Origin of the sequence: Sphingobacterium suaedae (assembly GCF_042684625.1) — a bacterium.
Classification (GTDB): Bacteria; Bacteroidota; Bacteroidia; order Sphingobacteriales; family Sphingobacteriaceae; genus Sphingobacterium; species Sphingobacterium suaedae.
Genome location: NZ_JBHULR010000003.1, coordinates 598,254 through 624,797 on the forward strand (window position 1 = coordinate 598,254; position 26,544 = coordinate 624,797).

A 26,544-nucleotide genomic window follows, 5' to 3' on the forward strand; every position below is an offset into this window, starting at 1 on the left:
CCTAACAGCAGCACATTCGCATACCTATGCCAAGGAGGTCGACACGGCTCTGTCTGAGAAAAAAGTTGGTGAGGTTGATGTAAACTTGTTTCATGAATAAATATATTAAGGTGCTACTTCTAGTTATCGATTCCAACGCCAATTGCTAAACGATGGAACAAATATAGAAGACTTTTTAATAATCTACTAATTTTGTAGATTATTTTTTTCTATGCTCCATTGGACGCATGTATCTATTGGATTACGTGTTTTTAACGTTGCTGGTACGAGTGTTCAGCCTAACTGGCGCGAGTTTTTAACTCGTGCCTTATCTATATTTGAGCACGAGCTACAAGCTCGCCTAGCTTAATTAGCATACCTGTTGCCATGTTTTTTTCAACCTTGCTGGCGCGAGTTTTTAACTCGTACCTTACCTACTTGAGCACGAGCTGCAAGCTCACGCTAGCTTAATTAGCGAACTTGCTGCCATGGGCTTTTCCGTCTTGCTGGCGCGAGTTTTTAACTTGTGCCTTACCTATATTCGAGCACGAGCTGCAAGCTCGCGCTAGCTTAATTAGCAAACCTGCTTGCGCGCGTTTTTCCGTCGTGCTGGCGCGAGTTTTTAACTCGTGCCTTACCTACTTTAAGGACGAGCTACAAGCTCGCGCTACCCCTAGTTTACCGTGCCAACATCCAAACCAACTGTTAGAGTATTTGATTCTAAAGAAAAATATATAATTTAGATATACAACCAATATATTGAATTATGTCTGAAAAATACAAATTTCATGATGCTGATGGATTATATTTCATAAGCTTTGCGACAGTCTATTGGATAGATGTGTTTATTAGAAGATCTTATTTCGACTTAATCATAGACAGTCTGGCTTATTGCCGCAAAGAAAAAGGAATGGAGATTTTCGCTTGGTGCATTATGCCTAGTCATCTACACTTAATATTTCGAGCGAAAGATGGCAATCCCGGTCGTCTAATAAAATCACTAAAAGTCTATACTTCGAAACGAATTCGGATAGAAATTGCAAATAATCCGCAAGAGAGTCGTAAAGAATGGTTGCTTGGGATGATGAAGCATGCGGGAAAAAGAAACAGCAATGTAAAGGACACTCAATTTTGGCAACAACAAAATCACCCGATAGAACTTTGGAGCCCCGAAGTTATTGAACAGAAGTTAAATTATATTCATAGTAATCCGGTAGAAGCGGGCTTCGTAGAAGAAGCTCATCATTGGAAATACAGTAGTGCCCGAGATTATTCAGGAGGAAAAGGCGTGTTGGATATTGACCATGTATGACAAGCTATTATTTACGAGCACGAGCTGCAAGCTCGCGCTAGCTTAGTTAGCGAACTTGCTGCCATGGTTTTTTCAACCTTGCTGGCGCGAGTTTTTAACTCGTGCCTTACCTACTTGAGCACGAGCTGCAAGCTCGCGCTAGCTTAGTTAGCGAACTTGCTGCCATGGTTTTTTCAACCTTGCTGGCGCGAGTTTTTAACTCGTGCCTTACCTATATTCGAGCACGAGCTGCAAGCTCGCGCTAGCTTAATTAGCAAACCTGCTTGCGCACGTTTTTGAGCCTTGCTGGCGCGAGTTTTTAACTTGTGCCTTACCTACTTGAGCGCGAGCTGCAAGCTCGTGCTAGCTCGAAGAACACCCGAATACAAGACGAAGTTGACCACGTATGCACGATCACCCCACGTGCGTCCGCCAATTTCACGTCGCGATATCCTGAAAGCCCATTAAATGTCGGCATTCCAGTTCCCAACGCGATCGGATGCGTCACGATATGATACTCGTCGACCCCAGCCTCGATGAGGCTCGGCATGAAAGTCGCCCCTTCATGCGCTAAAATGGCATGTCCTTCCTCCGCTTTAAGCTGCTGTATCCCCTCTAAAAGATTGCTGGAACACAGGCGCAGGCCCGCTGCGTCGGCTTCTCAAAACGACGACGTATTTCCGGCGTGTGAACGACTGCTAAGTCTCGGTCGGATGTTTCCAAGGCGAACGGTAAGGCCTCCGTAGCAATTGGGTGGCTTCGACGTCATCTACACATTTTTTTTGCTGCGGATCGTAAACCAATGGTCGCTTCAATTGCATCGACAAATTTGCCAGTATGCAACAAGCCGTGGAAATATACCCCTCTTCAATATCGGCCACGGGCAAATGATCCTGTTCGATGGCGGAAAGGAGATCCAGCATATGTTGCCGTGTTGCCGGCGCCGTGTGCAATTCAATCCGGGGTTCCTGCAGGTCTGCCGGAAATTTTTCTTTTTCGTAGAGCACTTCTTTTTTTATCGGTTCGCCCTGCCCCACCGGAATGAATTCATACTTCATGACACTGCCTTTTAGCGTGCCCTTATCGCCATAGATGATAAACGCCCACGGATATTCCGGATCATCCGGTGTTCCCCATGTCCGATGTTGCCAAACGCAATTTAAACCAGCATATTCAAATAATGCAGTTTGTGTGTCGGCAATTGTCGATTTTCCATCCTTCTGTACGTAAATACCGCCAGTGGCATGGATACGTGTAGGCCACTTTAATCCCAAAAGCCAGCGAACCGTATCGAACATATGCATGCCCATATCACCCGTGATGCCGTTACCATATTCCATAAAGGTACGCCACCATCCACCGTGTGGTAGCCCATCGTAAGGCCGTAACGGCGCAGGACCTGTCCATAATTCATAGTCTAGAAAATCCGGGACCGGTACCAACGGCGGATTGCCGTTCTGCCGCATATGATAGTAGCAACACATCTCCACATGCGCGATCTTGCCGAGTAATCCGGCGTCCACAATCCGTTTTTTGGCATCGATAAGATGTGCGGTGCTGCGACGCTGTGTGCCTACTTGGACCTTTCTGTTGAGCGCACGCGCATAACGCAGAATAGCTTCTCCTTCCAACACGTCGACACTGATCGGTTTCTGCAAGTAGAGATGCGCTCCTGCCTGCATGGCATCAATTGCCTGACGCGCATGCCAATGATCCGGAGATCCGATCAGCACCAAATCAAGTTTCTGATCGGCAAGCATCTTCCGATAATCGGTGTATAGTGTCGGAACCTTCCGCGAAACTTGCCGTTCGCTGATTCGCTTTCCAGCCTCCTGCAGATGCCGACGATCCACATCGCAAACGGCAGCAACGTCCACATCGCGAACCTGCAATAGCCGAAACAGGTCGCTTTTGCCATACCATCCTGCTCCGATCAAACCCACCCGCATGGCAGGAAGATTCGCCGTCATAGACAGTCCGCTACCTTCCCATGCAGAAAGAGCCACAGCGGCACCAGCACGCTGAAGGAACTGTCTACGGTTCAGTTGATTATTCATCATAAGGTGTTATTATAGGGTGTATACTGTAAAAAACAAGCATCACCTGATCCGGTTTTGCCGATCGTTACGCTAACCGTACCGAGGCGTAGGAACGGATATGGTAAAGCTGTCTTATTTGGAACGCGCTTCTTCCCATTGCTTGATAATGACCTGTCTCGCTTTCGGTAGCTCCGTGTGCATGTCCACGAACCTACACTCCAAAGCTATCTTTCCGTGGAAACCAATGTGCTGTAATGCCTGGAAATACGGTGTAAAATCATCCCCGTTTACGCCCGGTGCGGCACGGTTATGCAACTCTCCGATATCACAATGGTGGATGTATCCCTTGCCCAGCAGAATATGGCTTGGAGACTCTTTTTCCATCGCCATATGGTACGTATCTACGGTCACGCGGAAATTTGGATGAGCCACTTCTTTCGCTATTTCAATCGACTCCCGCAGCGTGTTGATAAAATTACATTCTTGCTTGTTCTGACTTTCTAAGGCCAGAACAATATGGTATGTCGCCGCCAATTCGGCCAGCTTTCGCCCCATGCTCACGAACTGGCGGCGGGCCACGTCCCGATCAAATCCCTCCGGAATATTTCGCGATGCTCCGCTGCCGAAGACGATGGTGCCGATCTGTTGCTTTCGTGCACGCTCGAATACCCGGGTGGCATACGCCATGACACGCGCTTCATCCACATCTGGTCCCGTTGTTTTGATCGCTCCCGGGATAAAAACGTTGCAGACAGCCAACGCTACCGGCAATTGCCCCACCAGCGTATCACTCAGCTGATACGCTTCATTGGTTAGCTGCGGACGAAGAACCTCCTCGACCGTCGGTTGGATAAATTGATAACCTTGCTGTTTTAACAAGTTTGCTTTATCCAACGATGCACAGACTCCCAATGCAGGTACATCAGTTGTTTGCGCAACGCCTCTAACACCCTGAGCAGCAATCAGCATGGTGATGAGTATAACGTGAATCTTTCTCATGTGTTGATTATTTGGTTGGTTAGTTTGTATGAAGTAGATCGCTCTTACAAAGGTGTCGATTCTGTTTGGGTTATCCAACCCAAGCGGCATAAAAATTTAGGATTGAGTGGAAAGAAACTGTACCGGCTGGCGTGCATTTTTAATGCCTGCCCGAACTGATCTAGCGTGGAACCGAGCATGACCTGCCGCCTCCCATTAGCCTGCCAACCTATCAAAAAAAGGTGCATCCAAACGGATACACCTTTCTATTCACTAATTAAAACAACTGCGCATTCCGTATGCACTCGTCGGTTCCGGCCTCAAAAGACGTCTTCGTAAGCGCCATATCGCCGTGGTTGAATTCTTCGTGATACAATTCGCCATGTGCTTTTGCTATGTATCTGTGGTCACAGCGCGCTACGGCCACACTACCTCTCGCGTACACCGTCCTGTTTACCTCCGAGTAAAAGCTTTTCCAGTAAAACGCATGGCCATCTTGTGTCGCATATACGATGACATTTCCAGATTGCAAATCATAGACACCCGCTCCTGTAAATTCTCGTATTTCCAACGTAAGCCGGCCTAGTCGTCCAGGCGCATCGTTGCACGTGAAGGTTAATTCGAACTCCTTTTTTCCCCGTTTTAAATGGGTTACGACGTCGCTTGAAAACATCTCTGTACCATAACGAACGGTGCACGTGGACGGAGCTTCCGCATAAAAATACGCGATCGCAAGCAACAGCAAACAATACAAGCTTTTCATTTTCAACTTTCTTTGGCACAAAAATACAGGTCTTCACGTGTACCGTAAATCACATCTTTGGGTGATCCGTGGCGCCCGGAAGGCCCAACCATACCCCAACAGGCCGAGCGAATATTCATCTTATGAGGCCAGCGCGTACATAAATTTGTTTATACGCATACTTTGTTGCATTTTTGAGCGTAAGAAACCTTGATCACCCCATGTTTACGAACAAAAGGTATTTCCTTTACCTGCTGGTGTTATTAACCCATCTGCCACTTCGATCTTTGGCAAACGAAATTTCATTTAGCCGAATTACGGATGGTATTTCCTCAAACTTTGTCAATTGCATCACACAAACCGCTGATGGTTTCATTTGGGTTGGAACAAAAAACGGCCTGCAGCGCTACGATGGCGTGCGTTTTCGTCATGTCGGCTCTTCACTGCGGGGCGGTTCTCTGCCCCCACTCCCCGTCGACCAACTCTTCGTGCCGACCGGAACCAAACAACTGTTGGTGCGGATGGGACACCGGATCGGATTGATGGATACGCAGACCTACCGCTTTCAGGAAACGATGATCGACGGCTATACGGCTGGATTCCAAAACTACCAGATCCGGATCATCCAACAAGACGATCAGCTATTTTTAATCCTCCATGGTATCGATATCTTAACGTTCAACCGCATAAAAAACCGCTTTGAGCGAAATCGACGCATTATCGATTTTCCCGGAGGATGGAACCCGACCTGGCTGCAGTTTGACGCGTCAGGACGGATATGGATATCCGGCAAAGCAGGTTTGGGCTACTTCGACCGTCAAAAACAGCAATTTGTCACAGCGCGCTCCGGCGTTCCTTTTTTTTCTTCTCCATTCCGCCACATCCACCGGTTCTTTATCGATGCCCGCAACCGGTTTTTTATCTATGAAAAAGAGCGTCATCGCAATGGGATGTTATCCCTTGCGAATCCGTTTACCGGACAGCGCAAACATATTCGGGCGATGCCGAATCCACAGTCGAATTATCACGATTTTTATGGATTCACGGAACATGCGGGCATGATCTGGGGTTACGGCGTTGATGTGTTTAATCTATTTGAGGAGTCCGACGGCCACTTTGCTACATTTTTTTCTCCGGACAACCCGGATCATGGCATACGGGTTACGACCGTCTCGCAACTTTTTAAAGACCACGATGGGCATATCTGGGTGGCAACAGACAACGGCCTATATAGTATGTCCATTATCCAAGATCATATACGCAATATCCTGACCGGACGTACGTTTGGTACGGCTGCCATGACCGATATAGCGGCGCTTGCCGATAACCGAATTTTGGCCAGTTCCTGGGGCGGGAGGCTTGCTGTTTATGCCTACGACAAAGACCTGAAGATCACGGAAGATCAAAAGATGATGGCGTTGCTCTATAGACAGGCGCCGAAAGGCGATGGGCAATTTAACAAGGTGTGGGCCATAGCGCAGGCCCCGAACACCGGCGATATATGGGCGGGATGTCAGGCAGGGCGTTTGATTCGTTTTTCTCCGCACGCAGGAAAGTCGGAGTTTATGGCTCCCCCAATTTTTGGTGGGCAGTCCGTACGCAGCATCGCCGTGGCCTCCGACGGCTGTGTATGGTTTGGCACCGATGATGGCCGAATTATACGAAGATCCGGTGATCGTTTCGAGCTTCTGGCCCACCTGGAATCGACCATCTCGTGCATACATCCCGGAAACAACCGCAATATGTGGATCGGCACCCTCGGTTCCGGCGTTTTTGAACACGATATGTCCACGGGAAAAATACGCCGGAACTACACCTCCGACCAGCATGGGCTCACTTCATCGCGCATTCGTGATATAGAGACGGTTGGCCGTTCCATATTGGCCATTGCCGGAAATTCGGGCCTTGATCTGCTCGATCTTTCCACCGGCAAAATCACCAATCGTAACGTGCAGAACGGACTTCCGCAGAACGTGGTCACCGCACTGGTCAGCGATGCACAGGGCATGTTGTGGATGAGTACGACGGCGGGCATATGTCGATACGACTTCCGTTCCGATGCGTTTCGCTCGTTCGACAAGCGATCGGGCCTAGTGAACACCTCCAGTGTGGCCAACCTACTGAATCGCGGTGTCAGGCTGGGCGATCGCCTACTTGCCTTTTGCGGCGATCGCAATATCGTGGTATTCGATCCGTCGAAAGTCAACGAGCCCGCATTACCAAAAGATGTACACATCACCGACTTTAAGCTCTTTGACACCTACCTATCGGTCGATTCGCTGATGCGCAGTGGCGGGATACGTCTGGAACATGCGCAGAACTTTTTCACCATAGCCTACTCGTCCTTTTCGTACGACGAACAAGAACACTTGCGCTATTATTACCGGCTTATGGGGAGCGACTCAACGTGGATACGTAGCGAACGTCAGCTTTCCACCACATTTGCCAGCCTTTCCCCGGGCGACTACACCTTTATGATCAGAAGCCAAAACCAGGACGGCAAGTTCTCCAAGATAACATCCCTCCCGATTACGATCAAGCCCGCATTTTATCAAACTTGGTGGTTTATGGCCTTGTGCCTGATGGCGGTTGTCGGCGGCGTATTTCTTTTTCACCGTTACCGTCTACTGAGGTTGCTTGAGGTCCATCGCCTACGCGAAAAAGTGGCAAGAGACCTGCACGACGACGTCGGATCGACACTGACCTCGATCGGCATCTTGAGCGAAGTTGCACAGCAAGGCCTCACCGAGGAACAGTCGGCCGTACGTAGCTACCTAACCCGAATAGGTGGTAATAGCGCACAGATGATGCAAGCCATGGACGATATCGTATGGAGCATCAAGCCCGACAATGACCAACTGCACAAGATCGTATCCCGCATGCGTGAGCATACGGCCCAAGTATTGGAGCCGTTACATATAGCCTACACATTTCGGGACGACGACCATCAACGTACGGTTAAGCTCACCATGGAACAACGAAGAAATATATTCCTGATCTTTAAAGAAGCGCTTAATAATGCGGTCAAGTATGCTTCCGCGACATCGATAACGATCACCGTGCAGACCGGAGGAGGATATGTGCAACTTATCATTGCAGACGACGGTAAAGGTTTCGACACGGCGCATTTGCCCAACGGAAACGGCCTGCGCAACATGCAGCAACGTAGCCGGGATCTAGGCGGGCAGCTCAGCATCTCGTCGATACCGGGCAGCGGTACCACCATCACGATGCAGATGCGGCTATGACCTTCCCATCCATATACATCACACAAATATGCGGTTGACCGCCGTTCGTTTTCTATATAAATTCGAGACTATGATGACAAAGATCCTCCTATACGAAGACAATAGCCAACTGCGAGATGTGCTATCGCTATTGATCAGCAGCACGGACCGGTACCAGATGGTTGGTTCCTATGGACACTGTGCCAACGCCCTGGACGATATTAAAAAGCATAATCCCGATATTATTTTGATGGATATTGATATGCCCTTTATGAGCGGTATAGAAGGTTTAAAGCGCATTAAAGCCGCTGGATTTTCAGGAAAAGTAATAATGCTCACGGTATTCGACGACAACGAAAGCGTTTTTCAGGCGATCAAAGCCGGTGCGAGCGGTTATCTGCTGAAAAAGACACCACCTGCGAGATTTCTGGAATATCTCGAAGATGCTTGCGATGGAGGCGCTCCCATGACATCGTCCATCGCCGCGCAGGTGCTTCACATGCTGAACGAAACCAAGGCTCCCCAACCTGCGTCGTTCAATTTATCTGCCCGAGAAAAAGAAGTATTGGACCTGTTGGTCGAAGGATATAGCTACAAGATGGTTGCAGGTCAGCTGTTTATTTCCATGGATACGGTACGATCCCATATTAAAAAAATATACGACAAGCTCCAAGTCAACTCCAAAAGTGAAGCCGTCGCAAAGGCTTTACGCCAAAGCCGGTAAGCTACACTTTCATGCAGTCTGAACGGTGGCCATGCCATATATCATGTTCTTTCGGGTCAACGACGATATAACACCAGGCAAATCATCCCATAAAACCAGTCTCCTGTTGAAAAAATGAAAAAGATCCTAAAAATAGGAAAAGGCCACATCGACTAATTTCGACGCAGCCTCCTCCTTTTTCGTGCTTCAGCACGTATCGCTTATCAAGGTAGGTAGATAAATTTCTTGTTCGTGGTTTGCGGCGTGCCACCATGTTCCGTTTTCTTTTCCACAGCAGCGGTTGGATATCCCTGATCATCGTAAGAATAGGTGGTGACGATTTCTTCATTTATCGCGCCACTGGCATCCACTGTTGTTTCTTTAATGACGTTGTGCTTCGCAAATGTTTGTGTCAGCAAGGCGATATACGGACCTACCGTCGGTATATACGGACTTTTTTTATCATCATACACATACGTAATGGTTATGGATAGCTCCAATCCTTCGGTCAAGCCCTGTTCGAGGACTTCAACCTGTTGTAGATCTCCATTGGCATAGTACGAAAATTTCCGCTTGAAAAGCGCCATCTTCTCCCCTTCGTCCATCACGTAACCAATCACTTCTTTCACGTGTTTGCCATCGTAGATATACTCATTGAATAAACCAGGGACAGTCGATCCAGTTTCGTATAACTCCTCTTTTACCAATCGATCTCCGGCATATACGAATTTAATTTTTCCGTCGGGCATCACCATCTCGGTAGGTTTTTTGTCTGCCGCATACAGAATCGTGGACCGCTCCAGATGACCGTCGGTAAGTTCTTCCATTGCTGTGAGCAGGCCGTCGTTATACGTAAACGCGGAATGATTTTGCGCATCAATTTCAATCTTGCTTAATCGTTTCTCCTGTTTACCGGAACCATCCGGAGCTATGTCATCATCCGATGAGCATGAAAATACAGGCACACTTAATGCCATTAAAACGACGATTTTTTTCCAGGTAGATAATCTTTTCATATGTCTATTATTATTTTTTCTCAAAGTTAACGGCGAATCGAAACGGCAGCAATCACATGTTTGGGGGATTTAGGGGCTGCTGCGCACCTTTAACGCGTGCGTGGGTTGACCTCACGTAGAACCGAGCACGACTTGTCCTCCCGTACTGACGCGTTGGCTCCACGCGGCTAGCGGTTATGGTCAAGGCAACATGGTACAACAACTAGCTAAGTATAGCGAGTAACAATGCGCCAAAACATGGCATTTTTGTATACACCGCCCTGCTTCATCAACGGTAGGGCCGAGGACAGCATATTATAAACAATTGAATCATGAATATTTCGTATCCTTTTCGTTTTTTCGGCGTGATTTCCCTGTTTTCCCTATCCGCCATACCGGCGTCCGCACAGGACGTTCCTACTACACCGTCCGCTGTTGAGGCATCTATCGGGCACACGAAGGTCAATGCCGAACTGGCATCAAAGAGCCGGGAATGGGTGGCGAGCCTACAGCTGGCCGACGCTGGGAAAGTGGCCCGTTTGGAGCATGTTCTCTACACGCATTTGATGGCCGTTCGCGATTGGCACAATACACATCCCGCCTCAACGGTTCCGGCAGGCATCAATCCCGTGACCGGCCAAAAACTCAGCGAACTGGATCGTCAAATCATTGCCGACAGCGCGATGCCAGACAGCGTGCACACGCAGTTGATGGATGGACTCCGCCGCGACCTCAACGAAGGGCAAGTGGCACAGATCCTTGACAAATACACAATCGGCAAAGTGGACTTTACGATGAAAGGATACGCAGCCATTGTTCCCGACTTGACGGAAAAAGAGAAAACGGAGATCCGGAAGTTGCTGGAACAAGCGCGGGAGCAAGCGGTGGACTACAAAAGCATGAAACAGATCTCGGCAATATTCGAAATTTACAAGACCAAAGCAGAAAACTACCTGAACAACAATGGACGCAATTGGCGCCAGCTGTTCAAGACCTATGTCGACGCCCGTAAAGCTGAGAAAGAAGCCGCAAAGAAACCGTAAATCCGCGTTAGTCCTAGTTCCTATAAAAAAGCAGCCTGCCGTTTCACGCTCGGAGGCTGCTCTTTTTTATAAGAATACGATACCCTGTCAGCGACGTGTCCCGCAGTGTATATTCACCATGCGCGTCATTTCATCCCCATCTCGATCGGATACCGTAAACACAAAGGAACCAAGTCCGCGCGCCGACGGCTTGAACAGAGCTGTATGCCCAACGATCTGAACGTCGCCGTTTTGCACCTGCCCCAGCCGGAACGATGGGCTTGCCGTAAATCCCCGTGTCAGCGCCTGTAAATCAACCTCCACCGTTTCGCCCAGCGCCACCGAGACATGCGGTTTGGCCATCCATTGCAAGTAGTCATCCAGTTGCGTGAAGCCGTCCCGATCCTTATCTTGTTGCGTATCCGAAAAATCACCTGCTGGCGACTGCACAGGTAAACCGTGCTGCTCCTCCCACCAATCTGGCAGTCCATCCTGATCGCTATCCCAGTCCGCAGGGCGGACAATCGATGGATACGCCTCATAACCGCCGACGTCAGCTTGATGATCAGGAAATCCGGGTTTTCCGGTGACGCTTCCTGTTGCCGAATACGTACCGTCCAAGGTCTCCCGAATAATCCGTTGGTCGTGCAAATCCAGTTGGGGCTGGGCATTCCCCACATCCGAAAGCACCAGCTTATAAGCGAGGCGGGCGTCGTGGGTGCTTACATGTGCATCAAAGAACGGCTTGTCGACAAATGTTTCGTAGCGTTCGCGGTCGCCATTGCTATATCGGGCTTTCCGCCCCTGATCCTGCTGCTGTTCGTTGAAGTGTCCCGGCATCACATTGCCTTCGAAATAACACCGCTGCGTCCCTTTACCCACATTTTCGTGATCCCCGATGAACGCATAAAACTGAGTCGTTCCGGGACCTGGTTTATAAAAATTACCGACAAAATTGACTTCGTGTGCGCCCCCGTCGGTAGCACGCGCGCCCCAGTTATACACCACATTATTGCGGATATCCAACTTACCCGTATAAAAACCATCACCACTCAGTCCGCCCGCCAAGCTCCAATTCCGTCCGTAGCAATGCGCTAGAAGGTTGTGGTGAAAGCTGCCCACTTCGCCACCGATACTCGCCGCATACCCGTGCATTTTGCCTTCTTCATAGTTTTTATGACCAGCCGCGTTCAAAGCCTCTGATATCAAGGTACGCTGCAAGGTGATGTTCTTGGCGCCGCGCGAGCTAAACGCTTCGTCGATGGTCCAACTGATCGAGCAATGATCGACGATACTGTAGTTTGCTCCCGTCAGCCCCATTCCATCAGCCGTCTTGCCGGCGCCGAGGCGAACGCGCAGGTGCTGCACCACCACGTCATCGCCTGTAAATCCAAAAGGGCTCCCTACAATACATATACCTTTCCCCGGCGCAGTTTGTCCGGCGATGGTCACCTTCGATTGGCTCAGCACCAAGCGGGAGGCCAGCTTTATGGTCCCTGAAACCGCGAACACAATTGTCCGCGGGCCATGCTGGTTCTCTACCGCGTCGCGCAGGCTCCCCGGCCCGCTATCGTTCAGGTTTGTTACGGTCACGACTTTGCCGCCACGTCCGCCACGGGCATAACGTCCATACCCCTCTGCTTCCGGAAATGCCAGCTGCGCGGGACGGAAGTACCAGACATCCCCTTTCGTTGTGCCCTCCTTCGTCACTTCGTCTACACGCCAATAGTAGGAATCAAGGCTGTAGACATCGTGGACGGAAAACGACGTCGCATCCCGTCGGCCTTTAAATTCCGGCGACTGTACCGTCGCGGCAGCCACACGCATGGAATCAGTACCGAAATATACCTCGTGGCGCACCACGTTTGGTGCAGCATCCCATGTCAGGTTCACTCCGCCGCCGACCGCCTCCACGTGTTCATCGGCATCAGCCGGAAATGGTGATCGTGCCTGTTTTTCGGCATCCGGCGTATTGATTTCCAATCCATTGATCACGATATCCTGCACCGTTCCCGCTCCGAAATCCGCCGCCGCAAAGGTCACGACTGCATCACCGCCTTTGGGCACCGATAGCCGGGTATATACCGTCGCTGCATCTGCCGTTTTCAACGCGCGAACACTGGGCACTACACGTTGCGTGCGCCCTTGGTGCGTCACCGCAATCCGGCTGTACGTGCTATGCTCCGCACTATGAGGAATATTATGAAAAGTCAACAACGTATGGTCTCCCTCCGGCAGTCCGCTGATCCGCATTTCCATTTTGCCAGATCCTGTTACGTCCTTCAGCGTGACGCCATCCGATATCAGGCGTGCAAAATACGGCGTTCCCATCCCTACTTTATACCATTCGGATGCCAGCTCACCGCCTGCAGCGTCGACGTTGGATAAGGTAATCGTCACACCGTGAACCGTCAGGCGATCAGACGCTCCCGGTCTAACCGTCCACGACGTATAGCCATGTGCGTTGGTTTCACTCACTTTCCGTGTTGTCTCGTTCCAGTCAATTTTCACGACCGGCTTATCCTGAGCGTGCGATGTGGCTGCCAGAAAGAGCGGCAAACACGATAAACCACATACGAAGGCGTAAAACGTTCTCTTGATCATAAACTATAATCCGTTAAGGTATTTACAAGGTTTAAAAACTGGGTTCCCACATTTCCCCATGCCATTCAAAGATAACGCCCCCCTGTAAATCAACCCTATACCATCTTAACGGGTTTATGTACGATGTCAACGTAGCGGTCGCCAATTGCATTCCATGCACACAAATAGTTGCATCCAAAGCCCCCCTATACCTTCCCCCCTATTTCCCTGGGTAATCCCATCCCCTATTTTCCACGATATCTTCCGAAAATGCACCGTCTGCGCACCAGCCACTGCTTTTGCATTTTTTCCAAACCATCTGCGGCCAGCCTCATTCTATTGCAAAACACAGTTATGAAAAAGATCATCAAAACCAATGCGCATGCATTCCTCGATTATGGAGCTGCGCTGATTATGATTGCCAGCCCCTGGATATTGCTTTTCCAGGATGGAACCGCAGCCAAGCTTACGTTCTTTTGTAGTGGCGGGCTCGTACTGCTGCTCTCCTTTTTCACCAACTATGAGGGCGGCGTCGTCCGGACGATCCCCATGTCGTTCCACCTCACGATGGACGTCTTGCTTGGCCTATTCCTGATACTTTCGCCCTGGCTTTTCGGGTTTTATTCCGAAACGTGGCTATGGCACGTCTTGATGGGCGGAATGAGCGTATTCGCCGGCTTGTTTACCACCCACAAGGTACCCGAATTTTTAAGCCTGAAAGGCTCTTGATGTACGGGACGCATTATTCAAAAAAAATTTTCACGATAAAAACGCAGCACGATGACACAGCAAAAAAACAGCCGGAGCAAAGCTCCCCAAGGAAAGCCCTCTTCCGATAAACGGGGCGGAAACGGACCGAAAGACATGCCCAACGATATGGCCGAACAGGAAGCCGTAGAGCAAAATTACCTCGATGAGGACGGTAACCCCGATGCCCAGGTGCATGTACGGCACGAAAACCGCAATGTCGACAAAGGGCGGGACGATCAGGGAAAAACGGAAAAAGGGGAATAACATCCCGACAGGCACCATGCTTTCCTAGATCATCTAAAAAAAATCCATCTAGGAAAGCATCGCTCCGATCAGACACGTTGCCCTGTCGCCATCCTTCCATTCCAACAACCGTTTACTATTCCCTGCGGCTAAAACCGATTGACCATTACGGCGTTCTACCGACAGCAAACTCTTCATGTTAGGCATATGGGAAGACAAAACACGCAAACCAAGGAACCGCGTACCGCAAAGCAAATCCCAAAAGGGCACGTGCAACAGCAGCATCCTGTCGGAGGCCGCCATACGATCCATTGGCAGGCTATCCTCCGCCTGGCGGAGATCACATCGGAGCAGCTGCCGGCCATATTGGCTGCAGCAACCCATTTAGATATCAAGAAGATTCTTCAGGACGAAGAAAAAACACTGAAAAAACATGTCGTCAAGCTGAAGCGGTTTGTCGAGCACCAAAACGATCTATCAGATCCGTCGGCGAATGACACCGTGCGCTCCTTTCAACAGGCACTCACCGACATCCTGCGCGCCAACCAGGGAGGCTGGGTACAAGATCAACAGCTGATCAGCTGGCTGATCCATGTATGCCGGGCGCAAGTTGGGCATTATCAAGCTCTCCTATCCGAACCAAGCTGCGCCGTGCCGCCGGATGCACGGGATCTCCTGAACCAGGGCCTTACTGAAAAAGCCGACCTGGAGCGTTCGCTGGTTGTGATTCGAGGCCGTAGCGCACAGCGCTATGTGGACTGAGGCCTTCGCGATGTCGTGAAACGAACAGTGTATATACCTATTTACTGATTTATGGAACGGAAAACAGTTGTAGAAACTCAGCATGCCATCTTGATCGACCTGCTCAAAAGAAAGCGGTCGAAACCCCTGTACCAACAGGAAGTACCGCCCTATCAGATTACGGTGCACCATTTGGGTACCTATTTGGTGCTGACGGTAGATTTGCCCAACGCCCATACCCTTGTAACCGATCTGCTTCCGGTGCCGCTGCATGATGGGCAAGACGTGTCGGTCCGTAGCCTGGACCAGGGCGTCATTTGTGTGGCCAAAACAGCACTCGGACAGTTCGAAGTACTGCTCGAGCTCACATCTGGGGATATTCCGCTGGTTCACTACCGAACCACGTTTACCCCTGCCCGTATCCTCTCCCTGTCCCCACAGCCCCTGGATCTCCTGCTATTGAAAGGATCGGGCGCACTGCCCCGGGCGGGGACTGTCCACCTGGAGCAAGTGCAGACCCGTTCCGGCGCCTGTTTTGTCGACTTCGGCGCAGGGACAAAAGGCAGCCTCTATTACTTCCAGAACCTTTCGGCATTGCATGCCTATGCGGAAGACATCCAAAGCAGTCTTGCCGATTGTGTGAAAGTTCGATGGCCGCAGCTTGGATTGCAGCTGCCTACCGTGTCGGGAAAAGGACTATCCAAAGGCAAACCTTATGTGCTGCGGGATACCTATCTGCTGTATTTTACCGATACGCCCAAGCGACCGGCCGCTATCGCCCTACAGATCCTACAGGCACAATGCCGGGTATATCGACAGCTTCAAACACCTGTCGTGTCGCTGTACGCCATCGATGAATTTGTGCAACACAGCTTGCGTGACCTCGCTCAGCACAAAGGATGTTGGCAGCAGGTCAAAGCGGATGCCTTTCTCAATGCGTATCTCAACGACTACCAGAATCCCCCCGAGAGTATGGTTCAGCTGTCCGTGCTCCTGCCGGTGCTTCGCTATCACCTCGCTTACCCGAACGCCACCAGTGCGGCTATTGTCGATACGCTCCTTTCGGCCGTTTCCTGCTTCTACGATGAAAAGATACAGAGTATTGCCCGCTGGATGCCGGAGAAGACGTTTCAGCTGGACGAAAGTGAAGAGCAGAAACAACCCCGGATTATGGATGCCTGGTACCTGCACCACCCGTTGCTGAACTTGGCCTATGTCCTGCTCGCGGGAAAGGGCGACGACCTGCTGAAACAGCAATTCATCAACTCGGTGACGTTCTGTAAAAAAGTAGCCAAGCACTTCGACTACGTTTGGCCGGTTTTCTACGATTTGGATACGTTGGACATACTGAAAGCCGAAGCGGCACCTGGCGATGGCGGAGAGAAAGACGTGGGCGGCCTCTACGCCTTCCTGATGCTGCGTGCCCATGAGCTGACAGGCGATCCAAGTTATCTGGACGAAGCGAAACGGGCAGCGCGCTCGCTCAGCCAGTTTGGGCATGAAGTCCTGTACCAGGCAAATAACACCGCCTATGCAGCCGAAGCATTGCTGGAACTGTGGACGGTAACCGGAGACACCGACTTCTTGAAACAGAGCGAACTCTGCCTGGCAAACCTGCTCTGGAACACCGCCATATGGGATATGCAGTATGGACACGCCAAGGAATACTCTTCGTTCCTGATGCTGTTTCCGCTCAAAGACGCACCCTACGCAGCGGTGTATGAAGAACAGGAATGCATGGCGTCTTTTAGCCGGTACCTGCACATGGCGCACCGCAAAAAGGCACCGCTCTCGGCAGAAATTCAGACCTTGCTTCCAGAGCTCGTCAAGCACATTTTAGGGCGGCTTGCGTGTTATTATCCGCCGATGCTGCCGGATGACGTACTGGCACAGGAAGTCAAAACCGGTTACCTCGATAAAAATCGCTGGATTCCTGTGGAGGATCTAGGCGATGGATGGGATCCGGTGGGGACCGTGGGGCAAGAAGTATACGGCGCCGGAGCGCTGTTTCAGGCCTTTGTGAACCAAGCACTTCCGTTAGGAAATAACGAAAGCTATTGTTTTGTAGGGTATCCCATTGTAGAAAAGCGAGCAGTTGACGGTGGCGTTCGTTTCCGAACCGCGGGAAGCAGCACCTTGAGCTACCCCATCCGGTTGTTGGGCCGTCCGAAAAAACGCTATCAGCTGACTGCCGGAAAGGACGTGCTGTGGCTCGATGCCGATAATCCGGTACAGCAACTTCCCGGAGGGACCACCATCACCCTGCGTTGGAAAAGCTAGTTGGTATCGGACACGAGTACGCTAGCGCGAGCTTGTAGCTCGTGCTCTGTATAAGGCACGAGTTAAAAACTCGCGCCAGCAAGGTGAAAAACCCATGACAGCAGGTTTGCTAATTAAGCTAGCGCGAGCCTGCAGCTCGTGCTCGATGTATTAGGCACGAGTTAAAAACTCGCGCCAGCAAGGTGGAAAACCCATGACAGCAGGTTTGCTATTTAAGCTAGCGCGAGCTTGCAGCTCATGCTCGTAAAAACAATAGCTAACCGGACACGAGTACGCTAGCGCGAGCTTGCAGCTCGTGCTCATAAAAACAATGGCTAACCGGACACGAGCATACGCTAGCCCCTGCTATTTATCGTTGTTGTGCCGGAAAAAGCGTGCCGTAGTATTGTTCAAGCTGGTCCATTTCGCCGGCCGAGACGTGGTCAGTTGCGTCATCCGCAAACAATATCATTTCCTGACGCAGTTCGTCTTGTACCAAGGCCAGTGTACAGTTGGGGCTGTGGTTATGGTATATGGCCACACCGACCACCTGTCCGGCATACTGCACGACAAAGAATTGCGTCGTTAGCCGGCTCTCCATGTCGACAATGGTTTCTAGAGCGTCGCCGTAGTGTTCCAGTTCATGCGTTTCCATAGCCCTCTCTTTCTTTCTTACGTCTACCGTACCTTGGGATGCGCTATGGTTCAACCACCTCCAGCGCAATTTCGGTCAGCAGTTCGTCCGTCTGTTTTTCTTCATCCAATGTTTGGGCGAGCAGTGCGCTCACCTCCGGAAGCTCCATCAATTCGGCATAAGTGAGCACACAGCCATAGGCCGCAATTTCATAATGCTCCACTTTCTGCGCCATGGCGATTAGAGCTGCATCGCGGACGGCTGGGGTGTCCGCGAGTTCATCGATAAGGTCCTCTGCTTCGCGTAACAGTCCTTCCATCGCCTTGCTTTTTTTCCGCCGCGGCGAAATGCCCAGTTCCTGAAAAACCAATTTCAGCCGTTCGATGTGCATCTCCGTTTCTCGAAGATGCAGGCGCAAAACGGCTTGCAGAGCATCCCGATGGGCCGCATCTGCCATCCGCTGTAAACCGCTCAACAGTTGGTTTTCTGCCCCCAATAACTCGAATAATTCACCGAGGAGCAGTTCGTGGAGGTGGCCATGTGGCCGATCTTGTCGCATTGTTTCTGTCATAAGTACACGTCGTATTCTGTTTTGCAATTAAATGGCAAGGCGTCCCACCAAACCATCGGGGGATCGGCTCTTCAGCACCTCTTCGATCAGGAGATACCCGCCTTCATCGGCCAGATCCATCGCGTATACCCACCATTCCAGGTTGCGGATACGCCGAGGTAGCCAAAGCAGATCCCGTCCGCCCCCGCTGGATACCGCAATCAGTACGTTGTATCCCTGCTGTTGGAGGCCTTCCAATACGTCGTATGTCAGGTCGGTGTATGCCATGCCCTTGCGCTTTGAGGTAGAACGCAAGCTTTCGCATTCGGTTTAGAAAAAAAGGAATGAAGTCAATTCGTAAACGTGATGGACCAGCATGGTCCTTCGGAAAAAAACAGCGGTCACGCCTTAGTGAGGTTGCTGGTCGACGACCTGCCAATGCTCGAAGAACATATTCAGCCGAGCCACGTCGAAACGATCGATGGGACTGTCTTCGGAGAAGTGCCCGAACATCAGGGTATCCCCCTGTTCGTCGAGCGTCATGGCTAACGTGCAGAACAGGTTGTCGTCGTGGAACAGGCCCACGCCCACAATACGATCGCCATAGGTCACGCGATAAAAATATTTCAAATGCCGATGGCACACCGTGATGGCAGCTCTCAAGGCGCTGCCGTGTCTGTGCAACTCTTGTCTAACCATAGTCACCTTGTTTTACGTTGTGGACACGCCACCTTATTAAAACGGCATTTTGTGCAAAATGTTGCCCCGGCGCTGTAAGCATCGAGCAGCGCGTTTGCCACACCACAAAAAAGAGCAGCGGGTTTCCGCTGCTCTCGTTGTTAACTAATCATTAAAATTGAATCAATGACATCTTCCCTAAGAGAACGTTGCACAACGCCTTTCGTTTGCACATTTTTATTTTTTTTTACGTTGAAGAACACGATAAAAACACGCGCCAGCACGTTCGATAAGAAAGCTAACGCGAGGGGTTAGCTCGTACTCCCGCGGTTAAAACCGATACGCGACACTAGCGAGAAAATTCGCTGGGCGTTGCGGGCGGGCGTAATACCCATCGCTTACCCAATACCGCTTATCCAGCAGGTTATTGCCTTTCACGCTAAGCCGGAATTTAGGATGATTATAGTATACGGTGGCATCCAGCAGTTGGTAGCCGTCCAACACAAATTTATTGGACGCATCGAGGAACGAATCCGACACATAGGTAAAGCCTGTTCCGAACCCCAATCCCTTGAGCGGACCATGCAGCAGCGCATAAGTTGCCCATGCATTGAGTACATGTTCGGGGGTGCCTAGCGCCCGTTTTCCCTCCACGCTCGCATTTGCTTTCAGGAAACGGTTGTGGTTATAGCCATAGCTTGTCAGCACGTTGAAGCCGGGCAGCGGATTACTCATCAGCTCTGCCTCAAACCCTTCGCTTTTCTGTTCCCCCTCCTGAAAATAAAAATTCATATTATCCACGATTCGGTTCATCACGCTGTTGGTCACCTGGATATGGTAGTACGTCAAGGTGGCATGAAGCTTAGCCCCCCATGCGATCTTTGTCCCCCCTTCCAGCTGGTTTGCCCGCTGTGCTTTAAACACCGACACACTCTGATCAGGCTGAATCTGGTTTCCGATATTTTTAAAACCATTCAAATAATTCCCGAAAACCGATATCCGCTCCGGCACGATGTCCAAGGCAAATCCCAGCCTGGGCGACAACGTATGTTGCGTATAGTCGCCCGTCAGCTGACGGCTCAAGGTATTGTATGTGCCCCCGTTGACAAAACGGTCGAAGCGCAAGCCCAGGGAAACATGCAAGCGGTCGAAAAACGTGAGGACATCCGCGATATATGCACCGTACGTATCTTGGTTTGTCTGGTTAAAGCCCGTATTGCGTGCGGCAAGAATGGCCTGCACATCCTCCAGGCGAATGACCGGTGCTTCAGCGAGCCTGTTAAGATCCACCGATTCAAACACCTTGGCTCCGTATCCCAGTCCGTCGTACCGCGTATAACGCAAATTACTGACCCAATCCACCCCGATCACCGCCCGGTTGCGCACACCACCGATCTGAAAATCACCCTTCACGTTCTGCTGAAAGTTATGGCGCGCCGTATTCTCATCCGTAAAAGCCCGCAGGATACGGTCTACCGAATCTCTGTTGCGCCAGATCATATCAAAGATATACAAATCATCGTACGCCCCATTTCCCCAGGCATACTTTGTTTCCGACTGCCAGTGATCTGAGATCCGGTAGTTCCCTTGGAGCAAGATGTTGCTCGATTGCTGCTTGCTTACCAACGAGTTGTCGTTCAAAGACTCGCGATACGGGAGATTCAGGGCATTAAAACTCGTCTCTTGCAAACCGTTGGCAATAAACCAGCCCGCCGGAGTAACCCCTTTGTTACTCGAAAAATCCGCGTCCAAGGACAGCTCCAGCCGATCATTTACGCGGTACGAAATACTCGGCGCAAACAACATCGATACACTGCCCCCTTGGTATTGAAACGAGTTTTCCTGCTGCCGTGCCGCATTTAAGCGAACCAACACATCCTTATTGGCCGTTACCGGCATATTGATATCCGCCGTCAAACGATTTAAATTCCAGCTTCCGGTCGTGAAGCCCACCTCTCCGCCAAAGGTATCGTGTGGTTTTTTGGTGATGTAGTTGATAATCCCGCCGAACGACGTCATTTGTGCGCCAAAGAACGTCGAGCTTGGCCCCTTGATCGCTTCGACACGTTCCACATTGGCCAGATCGATACCCGTCCGCAGATATGTCGCCATGCCGTTCCTGAAATTTTCCGATGTCTGGAAACCACGCGAAAAGAACGCCGGCATACCCGCACCCGTCTTTGAAGGCGCTGCGCCCGGCACGTTGCGGAAGGCTTCGTCGAGCGTAATGGCCAATTGCTCCTTGATCAACTCCTTATCCACCACACTATACACCTGTGGATTCTGCAGGTAAGGAAGATCCATACGTGCGACACTTTCGCTTTCTTTTTTTGACGACACCTGGTACTTCGTGCCGACGACCAAGACCTCGTTCAACTGTTGAGCCGAAGTGGAGAGCGTGACATCCAGCGTGTTGACCCCCTCCTGCACCCGTACCTCGCGTGTCAGGAGCTCCGCACCTACCAATTTCACCTGAACGGTTTGTCTTCCGGTACGTATCGGATCGATTTCATAATAACCGTCCGCATTGGCCATCACGGATTTACCATGCAGGACACTGACCGTCGTAAACGGAGCCGCATTTCCTTCCGCCGTCATGACGCGCCCGCGGAGAGACGCCTGCCGGGGCTGTGCCCGGATCTGCACGTATTGCCCTTCGATCCGGTAGCTGTCTGGATGCAGGCCAAGATCCTCTTCAAGTACCTTTTTTAGTGGTTTATTTGTGGCACGGATGGTTACGCGCTTGGTTTGATCGAGCTGTTCCGAAAAATACGAGAACCGGAGACCATGTTCTTTTTCCAGGGCCTTTAAGGCCTGTTCAACAGATACCTGCTGTAGGGACAAGGTGATGCCGCTAGCATCCGAAGCTGTCTGGGCATGCACGGGCATAGATAAACTGATAATAACAAATAGGATATGAGCCAAGCTCATGCGTTTTAAGATACTTTGCATATTTTTGTATAGAAATAAATAGCTTACGGGTTGTTTCATTTGTTTCCGGCACAACGTTTGGCGATGGGGTGCCGGATTCTTTTTTACACGGGTGTTTCTTTGGGTTTAGGGAGGCATATACAAATCGGTTGGTTCATTATATCGTACATATTAAGGATAGAGGTATACATCGTGTCCGTCTAGCCGATAACGCAGGTTCAAGCTAAAACAGATACTCTCCAGTACCTGTTGGATCGTGGGCGAAGTGAAGGTACCGCGGAACGTTCCTGCCGTTTGGTCCACACCCGTTCCGGCATGTATCCGAACACCGAACCAGCGTTCTACATCCGCCAGCACCTGCGGCAATGGCGCATGGTCAAAATGCAGGACATCTTGTGTCCACAAGCCCATTTCAGCGGTAGGCATATGTACCTTGTCGGAAACCGTTTGGCGGGAGAAACGCACTGCCTCCCCCGGGTGCAGGTGTACCGATCCGTTGCTGCCATAGGCTGTGCAAGCCACTAAGCCGCGCAACACCGAGACCGTTGTCTCTGCCGACTCCCTATAGGATCGGACGGTGAACGACGTGCCCAGCACTTCGACTTTTCCCTTGGCTGTCTTCACTGAAAACGGATGGGCCGGATCGCGCACCACCTCAAACAAACCTTCGCCATGTAGCACGACCGTCCGGGCATCGAAAGGAACCAGATACCAGAGCGTACTCTCTCCGCACAACTGCACCGTACTACCGTCAGGAAGTTTAGCCGTCAACCGCTGTCCGGGATCCGTATGCCATACGTGTAAACGGTATGATGGAGGCGTCACCACGTCCTGCCGAAGAACGAAGAGCCCGATCGACAAGACCGACAGCACGAGCACCACAGCGACTGCGATGGCCATGGGGCGGTACATCGTGCGCGCAGGCGTTGCTCCACGAACTGCCCGCCATAACCTGCGTTCGATGGCCTGGGCGTCGAGGTTTTCGAAGACCTTCCCGTGATCCGGTTCGACCGCACCGCTGTCGAGCCACCGTTCCACCAAGAGGCGTTCCGATGGGCTGCATGTGCCATCGGCATATTTTTTCAACAGTTCGGGTCCTACGTCCTTTTCGTCCATGTGTTTTTATCCTGCATTCTAAGAGTAAGACACATCTGGAAGGCGAAACCCTAAACCATTCGTTATAAAAATTCAATATGTTGGAGCAGGCCGGTTCGAAGAGCCTTTTTGGCCTGCTGGAGATGGTATTCGACGGTCTTGATGCTGATTCCCATACGATCGGCCACGGCCTGGTTCGTCAGGGCCTCCTCATATTTGAGCCGATATACCTCCCGGCATTTTTCCGGTAGGCGGGCCATCAAGTAGCCATGCTGCTCCTCGGCACGCAGCAGGAAGTCCGTGTTCAGTAGCGGCTGAGCCAGCTCGGTTTGCTGGGCAACCGCTTCCTCATGCTGTTGTCGGCTTTGCTGCCCCCTAAAATAGTTAAGCATCCGGTTTTTTGTCGCCCGGACGAGGTAATTTTCGAAATGCGTATGTATATCCAGCCCTTCCCTTTTTTCCCACAAGGTTTTAAAGACCTCCTGACTGATATCTTCGGCGTCCGAATGGCATTCGGTATACCGAAAACACAAGGCATACACCGTTTTCCAATACTGTCTGAATACCCGTGCAAAAGCCCGTTCATCACCTTCGATAAACCGGCGTATGACCTGCTGTTCGGTTTCCTTCTTGAAAAATTTAGGGGTTCGCATCATCGAACAATTTCGGTAAAGCTACCTTTTATTTGGAATAATTCCAAATAAAGAGCCGGTCTGTTTTTTGACAGACCGGCTCTCGACAGCGTTCCAAAAACAAGAAATACCGTTCATATGCGCTACAAACGGAGTCCCTGCTTGTTTCTCCGCGTTTTTACAGGCTATTTACTTTTTCCACAACGGGCCAGCCTGCACTATCCCACGTCATTTTTTCAATCCGGAGCTTTGGTTTGCCGCCATCCTGCGCATCATAGCCATGGAAAACCAAGTACTCCTGACCACGGTTTTCCAAAACGGCATTGTGCCCCGCACCGTACCACCGCGGATCCGGGTCCAAGACCTGTTTGCCACCGCCCTTTGCCAGATCCACGCCCTGGTCATCCACATATGGGCCTGTAACCCGGCTGGAACGTCCCACGATCATCTTGTAGGTACTCCGCGGTCCCTTGCAACAGTAATCAATGGAAGCAAATAGATAATAGTATGCCCCTTTTTTATAAATGAACGGTGCCTCGATGGCATTTCCGCCTGCATCTTTCGGATTGTCGTCTATAGCTGGCGGATTGGATGCCGAAGGATGCCTTTTGCGGCTCGCTATGGTGGGAATTCCCTGTATATCCTCCGCTATGCTGCCCCCATCTGCTCCCAACTTCACCAACTTCAGTCCATCCCAAAACGATCCAAAGCTTAGGAAAGGATTTCCTTTTTCGTCCCGGATAAAATTAGGATCAATCGCGTTCCAGTTCGTTTTGCCCGGAAAAGATTGAATAATCCGGCCATGATCCGTCCACTTGTAGTCCGGATCATTCGGGTTAAGCGTTGGAGTCGTTGCTAATCCAATGCAGGATGTATTTTTCCCAAAGGCTGATATACTGTAATAGAGCAGGTATCGTCCGTTGTGGTAACTGATATCCGGCGCCCAAATATGGCCTGTAAATGTCGGCACAGCCTCTACCGCCCAAGCCGGCGGATCGCTGAACACCGGCGGATGCGCCGTCCACTCGTGGAGATCCGTCGACGACATCACGGAAATACCCTGACCGGTCGCAAAAAGGTAATATACCCCCTCTTGCACGATCAGCACCGGATCGTGCACGATGACCTCCCCCAGTCGTTGCTGCGCCACACCCGTTGTCCATAACAACACGCCCAGCACACATGGTAGTAAATTGTTTATTTTCATATCTTTCATGGTATGGTTTTATCTATTCGACCAGCAGTGTCTGTTTCAACCGCACGGCAGTAATCCGCCAGAATGTCCCATCGCCAGCCCCCTTGTTTGGAAGTGTTCCGACAAAACCCAACGACACGGTTGTGGATTGTGCGAGCGTAAAGGAGAGCTTATGTGTGCCTACGGTGTTTGTCTTCAGAAAGGCCAGCGCTCCACCCACATCACTCCCATTCGGCAAACCATCTCCCTCCGCAGCCACTGTATAGAATTCGCCACCCGCCGTACAGTCCGGAATATCCATCTCGAAGGTATAGAAGCCCGCCGGGAGGTTGACCTGCTGGTAGATCTTCCCGTTCGTTATGCTCGCCATATTATCAGCAGACCACCCCGCCTCCATAGCGAGAAACGGCCCATTAAACCAATAGTCGACACCGCCGAAATAGTGCCCGTTCGCATCTTTAAAGTTCCGTACGGCGAGGTTCGTCTGCCAATGCGCCGGAATCCCCCAACGGTCCGACCGTTGAGTCGTTTCGATAGGTACCGCCGTGTTTTTGAGGTATTGCGCAGTAACATCCCGTGCCAGACCAATGGTTCTATAGGTCGTGGCAAAGGTATCGATACTCGTCGATTGGGGTAAAAAAAGCGTTCGGTAGTCTACGGTTTTCGCGGTTTCCTGTATATCGGTTACTATCGTTTGCATACTCGCCAGCGGTACCCGCACGACTTTCTCTTGTCCGGTCGTTGATTTGTATTTTATTTCGGTAGCAAATGGTCCGGCCGAGAGATCCATCTCAAGCCAGTCGATCACTGCCTGGCCGTTGTTCAGCACCGCGTTGCCGATCAAGCGGTTGTTCAACCCATTCTGATAGCGGGAACCAAAGGAGCGCCCCACCACCGGCACGACGACCGATCTGTTCCCCAGCTCATCATAAGTGACCAACGCGAGGCTAACTATCCCTTCGGGCATAGGCAGCACATATTCGAAGACACGCGATTCTTTCATCGCGGCATCCAGCGGAACCCCTACCGAATCTTTCCCGTCGTTCCAAAACACGCGCACTTCACTGATCTTCGGATCGGGCTTCAGTATAGCCCTTATTTTCACCCGTTCGTTACCGGAAAGGATACGTACCGAGTCTGGTTTTCCTACATAGGTAATTTCCCCTTCATCGATATACTCCTTAAACTCATCCCATTTTGAACAGGATAGGCAAAAGGCCAAGACACAGATGGGGAGCAACACACGCACCATCTTTTTTATATATTGGATGTTCATA

General features: G+C 50.9%; 24 protein-coding genes. 8 read left to right on the plus strand and 16 right to left on the minus strand.

From position 1 onward, the window contains the following. The first annotated feature begins 745 nt into the window (after positions 1-745). On the plus strand, positions 746-1,291 hold the full coding sequence (locus ACFSR5_RS06040; RefSeq protein ID WP_380901737.1) for an REP-associated tyrosine transposase: 546 nt from the start codon (positions 746-748) through the stop codon (positions 1,289-1,291). Between the two features lie 310 nt (positions 1,292-1,601). Here the strand turns inward: ACFSR5_RS06040 and ACFSR5_RS06045 are convergent, their stop codons facing one another. The 4 genes from ACFSR5_RS06045 to ACFSR5_RS06060 form a co-directional block, all read right to left on the minus strand. Next, positions 1,602-1,913 (minus strand): dihydrofolate reductase family protein, encoded by a 312-nt coding sequence (locus ACFSR5_RS06045; RefSeq protein ID WP_380903179.1) that lies wholly within the window; start codon positions 1,911-1,913, stop codon positions 1,602-1,604. Between the two features lie 55 nt (positions 1,914-1,968). Continuing rightward, a complete protein-coding gene (locus ACFSR5_RS06050; protein ID WP_380901739.1) occupies positions 1,969-3,330 on the minus strand; it encodes a Gfo/Idh/MocA family protein in 1,362 nt (453 codons plus the stop codon). A gap of 111 nt (positions 3,331-3,441) precedes the next feature. Next, positions 3,442-4,308: a sugar phosphate isomerase/epimerase family protein gene (locus ACFSR5_RS06055; protein ID WP_380901741.1), complete on the minus strand. Its 867-nt coding sequence runs from the start codon at positions 4,306-4,308 to the stop codon at positions 3,442-3,444. Positions 4,309-4,564: 256 nt separating this feature from the next. Beyond that, positions 4,565-5,050 carry a hypothetical protein gene (locus ACFSR5_RS06060; protein ID WP_380901743.1) on the minus strand — a complete coding sequence of 162 codons (486 nt, stop codon included), beginning with the start codon at positions 5,048-5,050 and terminating at the stop codon, positions 4,565-4,567. Between the two features lie 200 nt (positions 5,051-5,250). Between ACFSR5_RS06060 and ACFSR5_RS06065 the strand changes: the two genes are divergently transcribed. Further along, positions 5,251-8,277, plus strand: coding sequence for a ligand-binding sensor domain-containing protein (locus ACFSR5_RS06065; protein WP_380901745.1), 3,027 nt, complete (start codon positions 5,251-5,253; stop codon positions 8,275-8,277). A gap of 70 nt (positions 8,278-8,347) precedes the next feature. Next, complete coding sequence (locus ACFSR5_RS06070) at positions 8,348-8,980, plus strand: response regulator (protein ID WP_380901747.1); 633 nt, start codon at positions 8,348-8,350, stop codon at positions 8,978-8,980. Positions 8,981-9,183: 203 nt separating this feature from the next. Here the strand turns inward: ACFSR5_RS06070 and ACFSR5_RS06075 are convergent, their stop codons facing one another. After that, complete coding sequence (locus ACFSR5_RS06075; protein WP_380901749.1) at positions 9,184-9,975, minus strand: hypothetical protein; 792 nt, start codon at positions 9,973-9,975, stop codon at positions 9,184-9,186. Positions 9,976-10,286: 311 nt separating this feature from the next. Here ACFSR5_RS06075 and ACFSR5_RS06080 point away from each other — a divergent pair, with 311 nt between their 5' ends. Further along, positions 10,287-10,997: a DUF3826 domain-containing protein gene (locus ACFSR5_RS06080; RefSeq protein ID WP_380901751.1), complete on the plus strand. Its 711-nt coding sequence runs from the start codon at positions 10,287-10,289 to the stop codon at positions 10,995-10,997. Positions 10,998-11,084: 87 nt separating this feature from the next. On the opposite strand, the gene ACFSR5_RS06085 is transcribed toward ACFSR5_RS06080, so the two are convergent. Next, on the minus strand, positions 11,085-13,580 hold the full coding sequence (locus ACFSR5_RS06085) for a T9SS C-terminal target domain-containing protein (protein WP_380901753.1): 2,496 nt from the start codon (positions 13,578-13,580) through the stop codon (positions 11,085-11,087). 333 nt (positions 13,581-13,913) lie between these two features. On the opposite strand from ACFSR5_RS06085, the gene ACFSR5_RS06090 reads away from it, so the two are divergent. Further along, complete coding sequence (locus ACFSR5_RS06090) at positions 13,914-14,288, plus strand: SPW repeat domain-containing protein (RefSeq protein WP_380901755.1); 375 nt, start codon at positions 13,914-13,916, stop codon at positions 14,286-14,288. Between the two features lie 51 nt (positions 14,289-14,339). Next, positions 14,340-14,573, plus strand: coding sequence for a hypothetical protein (locus ACFSR5_RS06095; RefSeq protein ID WP_380901757.1), 234 nt, complete (start codon positions 14,340-14,342; stop codon positions 14,571-14,573). 48 nt (positions 14,574-14,621) lie between these two features. Here the strand turns inward: ACFSR5_RS06095 and ACFSR5_RS06100 are convergent, their stop codons facing one another. Further along, on the minus strand, positions 14,622-14,750 hold the full coding sequence (locus tag ACFSR5_RS06100; protein ID WP_380901759.1) for a hypothetical protein: 129 nt from the start codon (positions 14,748-14,750) through the stop codon (positions 14,622-14,624). A gap of 9 nt (positions 14,751-14,759) precedes the next feature. On the opposite strand from ACFSR5_RS06100, the gene ACFSR5_RS06105 reads away from it, so the two are divergent. After that, positions 14,760-15,314, plus strand: a complete 555-nt coding sequence (locus ACFSR5_RS06105) for a hypothetical protein (RefSeq protein ID WP_380901761.1) — start codon at positions 14,760-14,762, stop codon at positions 15,312-15,314. A 51-nt stretch (positions 15,315-15,365) separates the two neighbouring features. Further along, positions 15,366-17,573, plus strand: a complete 2,208-nt coding sequence (locus ACFSR5_RS06110) for a hypothetical protein (RefSeq protein ID WP_380901763.1) — start codon at positions 15,366-15,368, stop codon at positions 17,571-17,573. 349 nt (positions 17,574-17,922) lie between these two features. Here ACFSR5_RS06110 and ACFSR5_RS06115 read toward each other — a convergent pair whose 3' ends face one another. The 9 genes from ACFSR5_RS06115 to ACFSR5_RS06155 all read right to left on the minus strand — a co-directional run bounded on the left by ACFSR5_RS06115 (position 17,923) and on the right by ACFSR5_RS06155 (position 26,543). After that, positions 17,923-18,207, minus strand: coding sequence for a hypothetical protein (locus ACFSR5_RS06115; protein ID WP_380901765.1), 285 nt, complete (start codon positions 18,205-18,207; stop codon positions 17,923-17,925). Positions 18,208-18,250: 43 nt separating this feature from the next. Next, complete coding sequence (locus tag ACFSR5_RS06120; RefSeq protein WP_380901767.1) at positions 18,251-18,757, minus strand: DUF892 family protein; 507 nt, start codon at positions 18,755-18,757, stop codon at positions 18,251-18,253. A gap of 27 nt (positions 18,758-18,784) precedes the next feature. Continuing rightward, positions 18,785-19,024 carry a hypothetical protein gene (locus ACFSR5_RS06125; RefSeq protein WP_380901769.1) on the minus strand — a complete coding sequence of 80 codons (240 nt, stop codon included), beginning with the start codon at positions 19,022-19,024 and terminating at the stop codon, positions 18,785-18,787. Positions 19,025-19,144: 120 nt separating this feature from the next. Then, complete coding sequence (locus tag ACFSR5_RS06130; RefSeq protein WP_380901771.1) at positions 19,145-19,435, minus strand: hypothetical protein; 291 nt, start codon at positions 19,433-19,435, stop codon at positions 19,145-19,147. Positions 19,436-19,744: 309 nt separating this feature from the next. Then, a complete protein-coding gene (locus ACFSR5_RS06135) occupies positions 19,745-22,366 on the minus strand; it encodes a TonB-dependent siderophore receptor (protein WP_380901773.1) in 2,622 nt (873 codons plus the stop codon). A gap of 150 nt (positions 22,367-22,516) precedes the next feature. Next, positions 22,517-23,245: a FecR family protein gene (locus ACFSR5_RS06140; protein WP_380901775.1), complete on the minus strand. Its 729-nt coding sequence runs from the start codon at positions 23,243-23,245 to the stop codon at positions 22,517-22,519. 278 nt (positions 23,246-23,523) lie between these two features. Then, positions 23,524-24,096, minus strand: a complete 573-nt coding sequence (locus tag ACFSR5_RS06145) for an RNA polymerase sigma factor (protein WP_380901777.1) — start codon at positions 24,094-24,096, stop codon at positions 23,524-23,526. A gap of 154 nt (positions 24,097-24,250) precedes the next feature. Next, on the minus strand, positions 24,251-25,288 hold the full coding sequence (locus ACFSR5_RS06150; RefSeq protein WP_380901779.1) for a family 43 glycosylhydrolase: 1,038 nt from the start codon (positions 25,286-25,288) through the stop codon (positions 24,251-24,253). A gap of 13 nt (positions 25,289-25,301) precedes the next feature. After that, positions 25,302-26,543 carry a DUF4998 domain-containing protein gene (locus ACFSR5_RS06155; protein ID WP_380901781.1) on the minus strand — a complete coding sequence of 414 codons (1,242 nt, stop codon included), beginning with the start codon at positions 26,541-26,543 and terminating at the stop codon, positions 25,302-25,304. Position 26,544 lies beyond the last annotated feature (1 nt).

Bases quoted from the DNA above. Each gene is read 5' to 3' on its own strand.
- ACFSR5_RS06040 (WP_380901737.1), top strand. From the start codon at position 746: ATGTCTGAAAAATACAAATTTCATGATGCTGATGGATTATATTTCATA.
- ACFSR5_RS06050 (WP_380901739.1), bottom strand. From the start codon at position 3,330: ATGATGAATAATCAACTGAACCGTAGACAGTTCCTTCAGCGTGCTGGT.
- ACFSR5_RS06055 (WP_380901741.1), bottom strand. From the start codon at position 4,308: ATGAGAAAGATTCACGTTATACTCATCACCATGCTGATTGCTGCTCAG.
- ACFSR5_RS06060 (WP_380901743.1), bottom strand. From the start codon at position 5,050: ATGAAAAGCTTGTATTGTTTGCTGTTGCTTGCGATCGCGTATTTTTAT.
- ACFSR5_RS06065 (WP_380901745.1), top strand. From the start codon at position 5,251: ATGTTTACGAACAAAAGGTATTTCCTTTACCTGCTGGTGTTATTAACC.
- ACFSR5_RS06070 (WP_380901747.1), top strand. From the start codon at position 8,348: ATGATGACAAAGATCCTCCTATACGAAGACAATAGCCAACTGCGAGAT.
- ACFSR5_RS06075 (WP_380901749.1), bottom strand. From the start codon at position 9,975: ATGAAAAGATTATCTACCTGGAAAAAAATCGTCGTTTTAATGGCATTA.
- ACFSR5_RS06080 (WP_380901751.1), top strand. From the start codon at position 10,287: ATGAATATTTCGTATCCTTTTCGTTTTTTCGGCGTGATTTCCCTGTTT.
- ACFSR5_RS06085 (WP_380901753.1), bottom strand. From the start codon at position 13,580: ATGATCAAGAGAACGTTTTACGCCTTCGTATGTGGTTTATCGTGTTTG.
- ACFSR5_RS06090 (WP_380901755.1), top strand. From the start codon at position 13,914: ATGAAAAAGATCATCAAAACCAATGCGCATGCATTCCTCGATTATGGA.
- ACFSR5_RS06095 (WP_380901757.1), top strand. From the start codon at position 14,340: ATGACACAGCAAAAAAACAGCCGGAGCAAAGCTCCCCAAGGAAAGCCC.
- ACFSR5_RS06100 (WP_380901759.1), bottom strand. From the start codon at position 14,750: ATGAAGAGTTTGCTGTCGGTAGAACGCCGTAATGGTCAATCGGTTTTA.
- ACFSR5_RS06105 (WP_380901761.1), top strand. From the start codon at position 14,760: ATGGGAAGACAAAACACGCAAACCAAGGAACCGCGTACCGCAAAGCAA.
- ACFSR5_RS06110 (WP_380901763.1), top strand. From the start codon at position 15,366: ATGGAACGGAAAACAGTTGTAGAAACTCAGCATGCCATCTTGATCGAC.
- ACFSR5_RS06115 (WP_380901765.1), bottom strand. From the start codon at position 18,207: ATGGAAACGCATGAACTGGAACACTACGGCGACGCTCTAGAAACCATT.
- ACFSR5_RS06120 (WP_380901767.1), bottom strand. From the start codon at position 18,757: ATGACAGAAACAATGCGACAAGATCGGCCACATGGCCACCTCCACGAA.
- ACFSR5_RS06125 (WP_380901769.1), bottom strand. From the start codon at position 19,024: ATGGCATACACCGACCTGACATACGACGTATTGGAAGGCCTCCAACAG.
- ACFSR5_RS06130 (WP_380901771.1), bottom strand. From the start codon at position 19,435: ATGGTTAGACAAGAGTTGCACAGACACGGCAGCGCCTTGAGAGCTGCC.
- ACFSR5_RS06135 (WP_380901773.1), bottom strand. From the start codon at position 22,366: ATGCAAAGTATCTTAAAACGCATGAGCTTGGCTCATATCCTATTTGTT.
- ACFSR5_RS06140 (WP_380901775.1), bottom strand. From the start codon at position 23,245: ATGGCCATCGCAGTCGCTGTGGTGCTCGTGCTGTCGGTCTTGTCGATC.
- ACFSR5_RS06145 (WP_380901777.1), bottom strand. From the start codon at position 24,096: ATGATGCGAACCCCTAAATTTTTCAAGAAGGAAACCGAACAGCAGGTC.
- ACFSR5_RS06150 (WP_380901779.1), bottom strand. From the start codon at position 25,288: ATGAAAGATATGAAAATAAACAATTTACTACCATGTGTGCTGGGCGTG.
- ACFSR5_RS06155 (WP_380901781.1), bottom strand. From the start codon at position 26,543: ATGAACATCCAATATATAAAAAAGATGGTGCGTGTGTTGCTCCCCATC.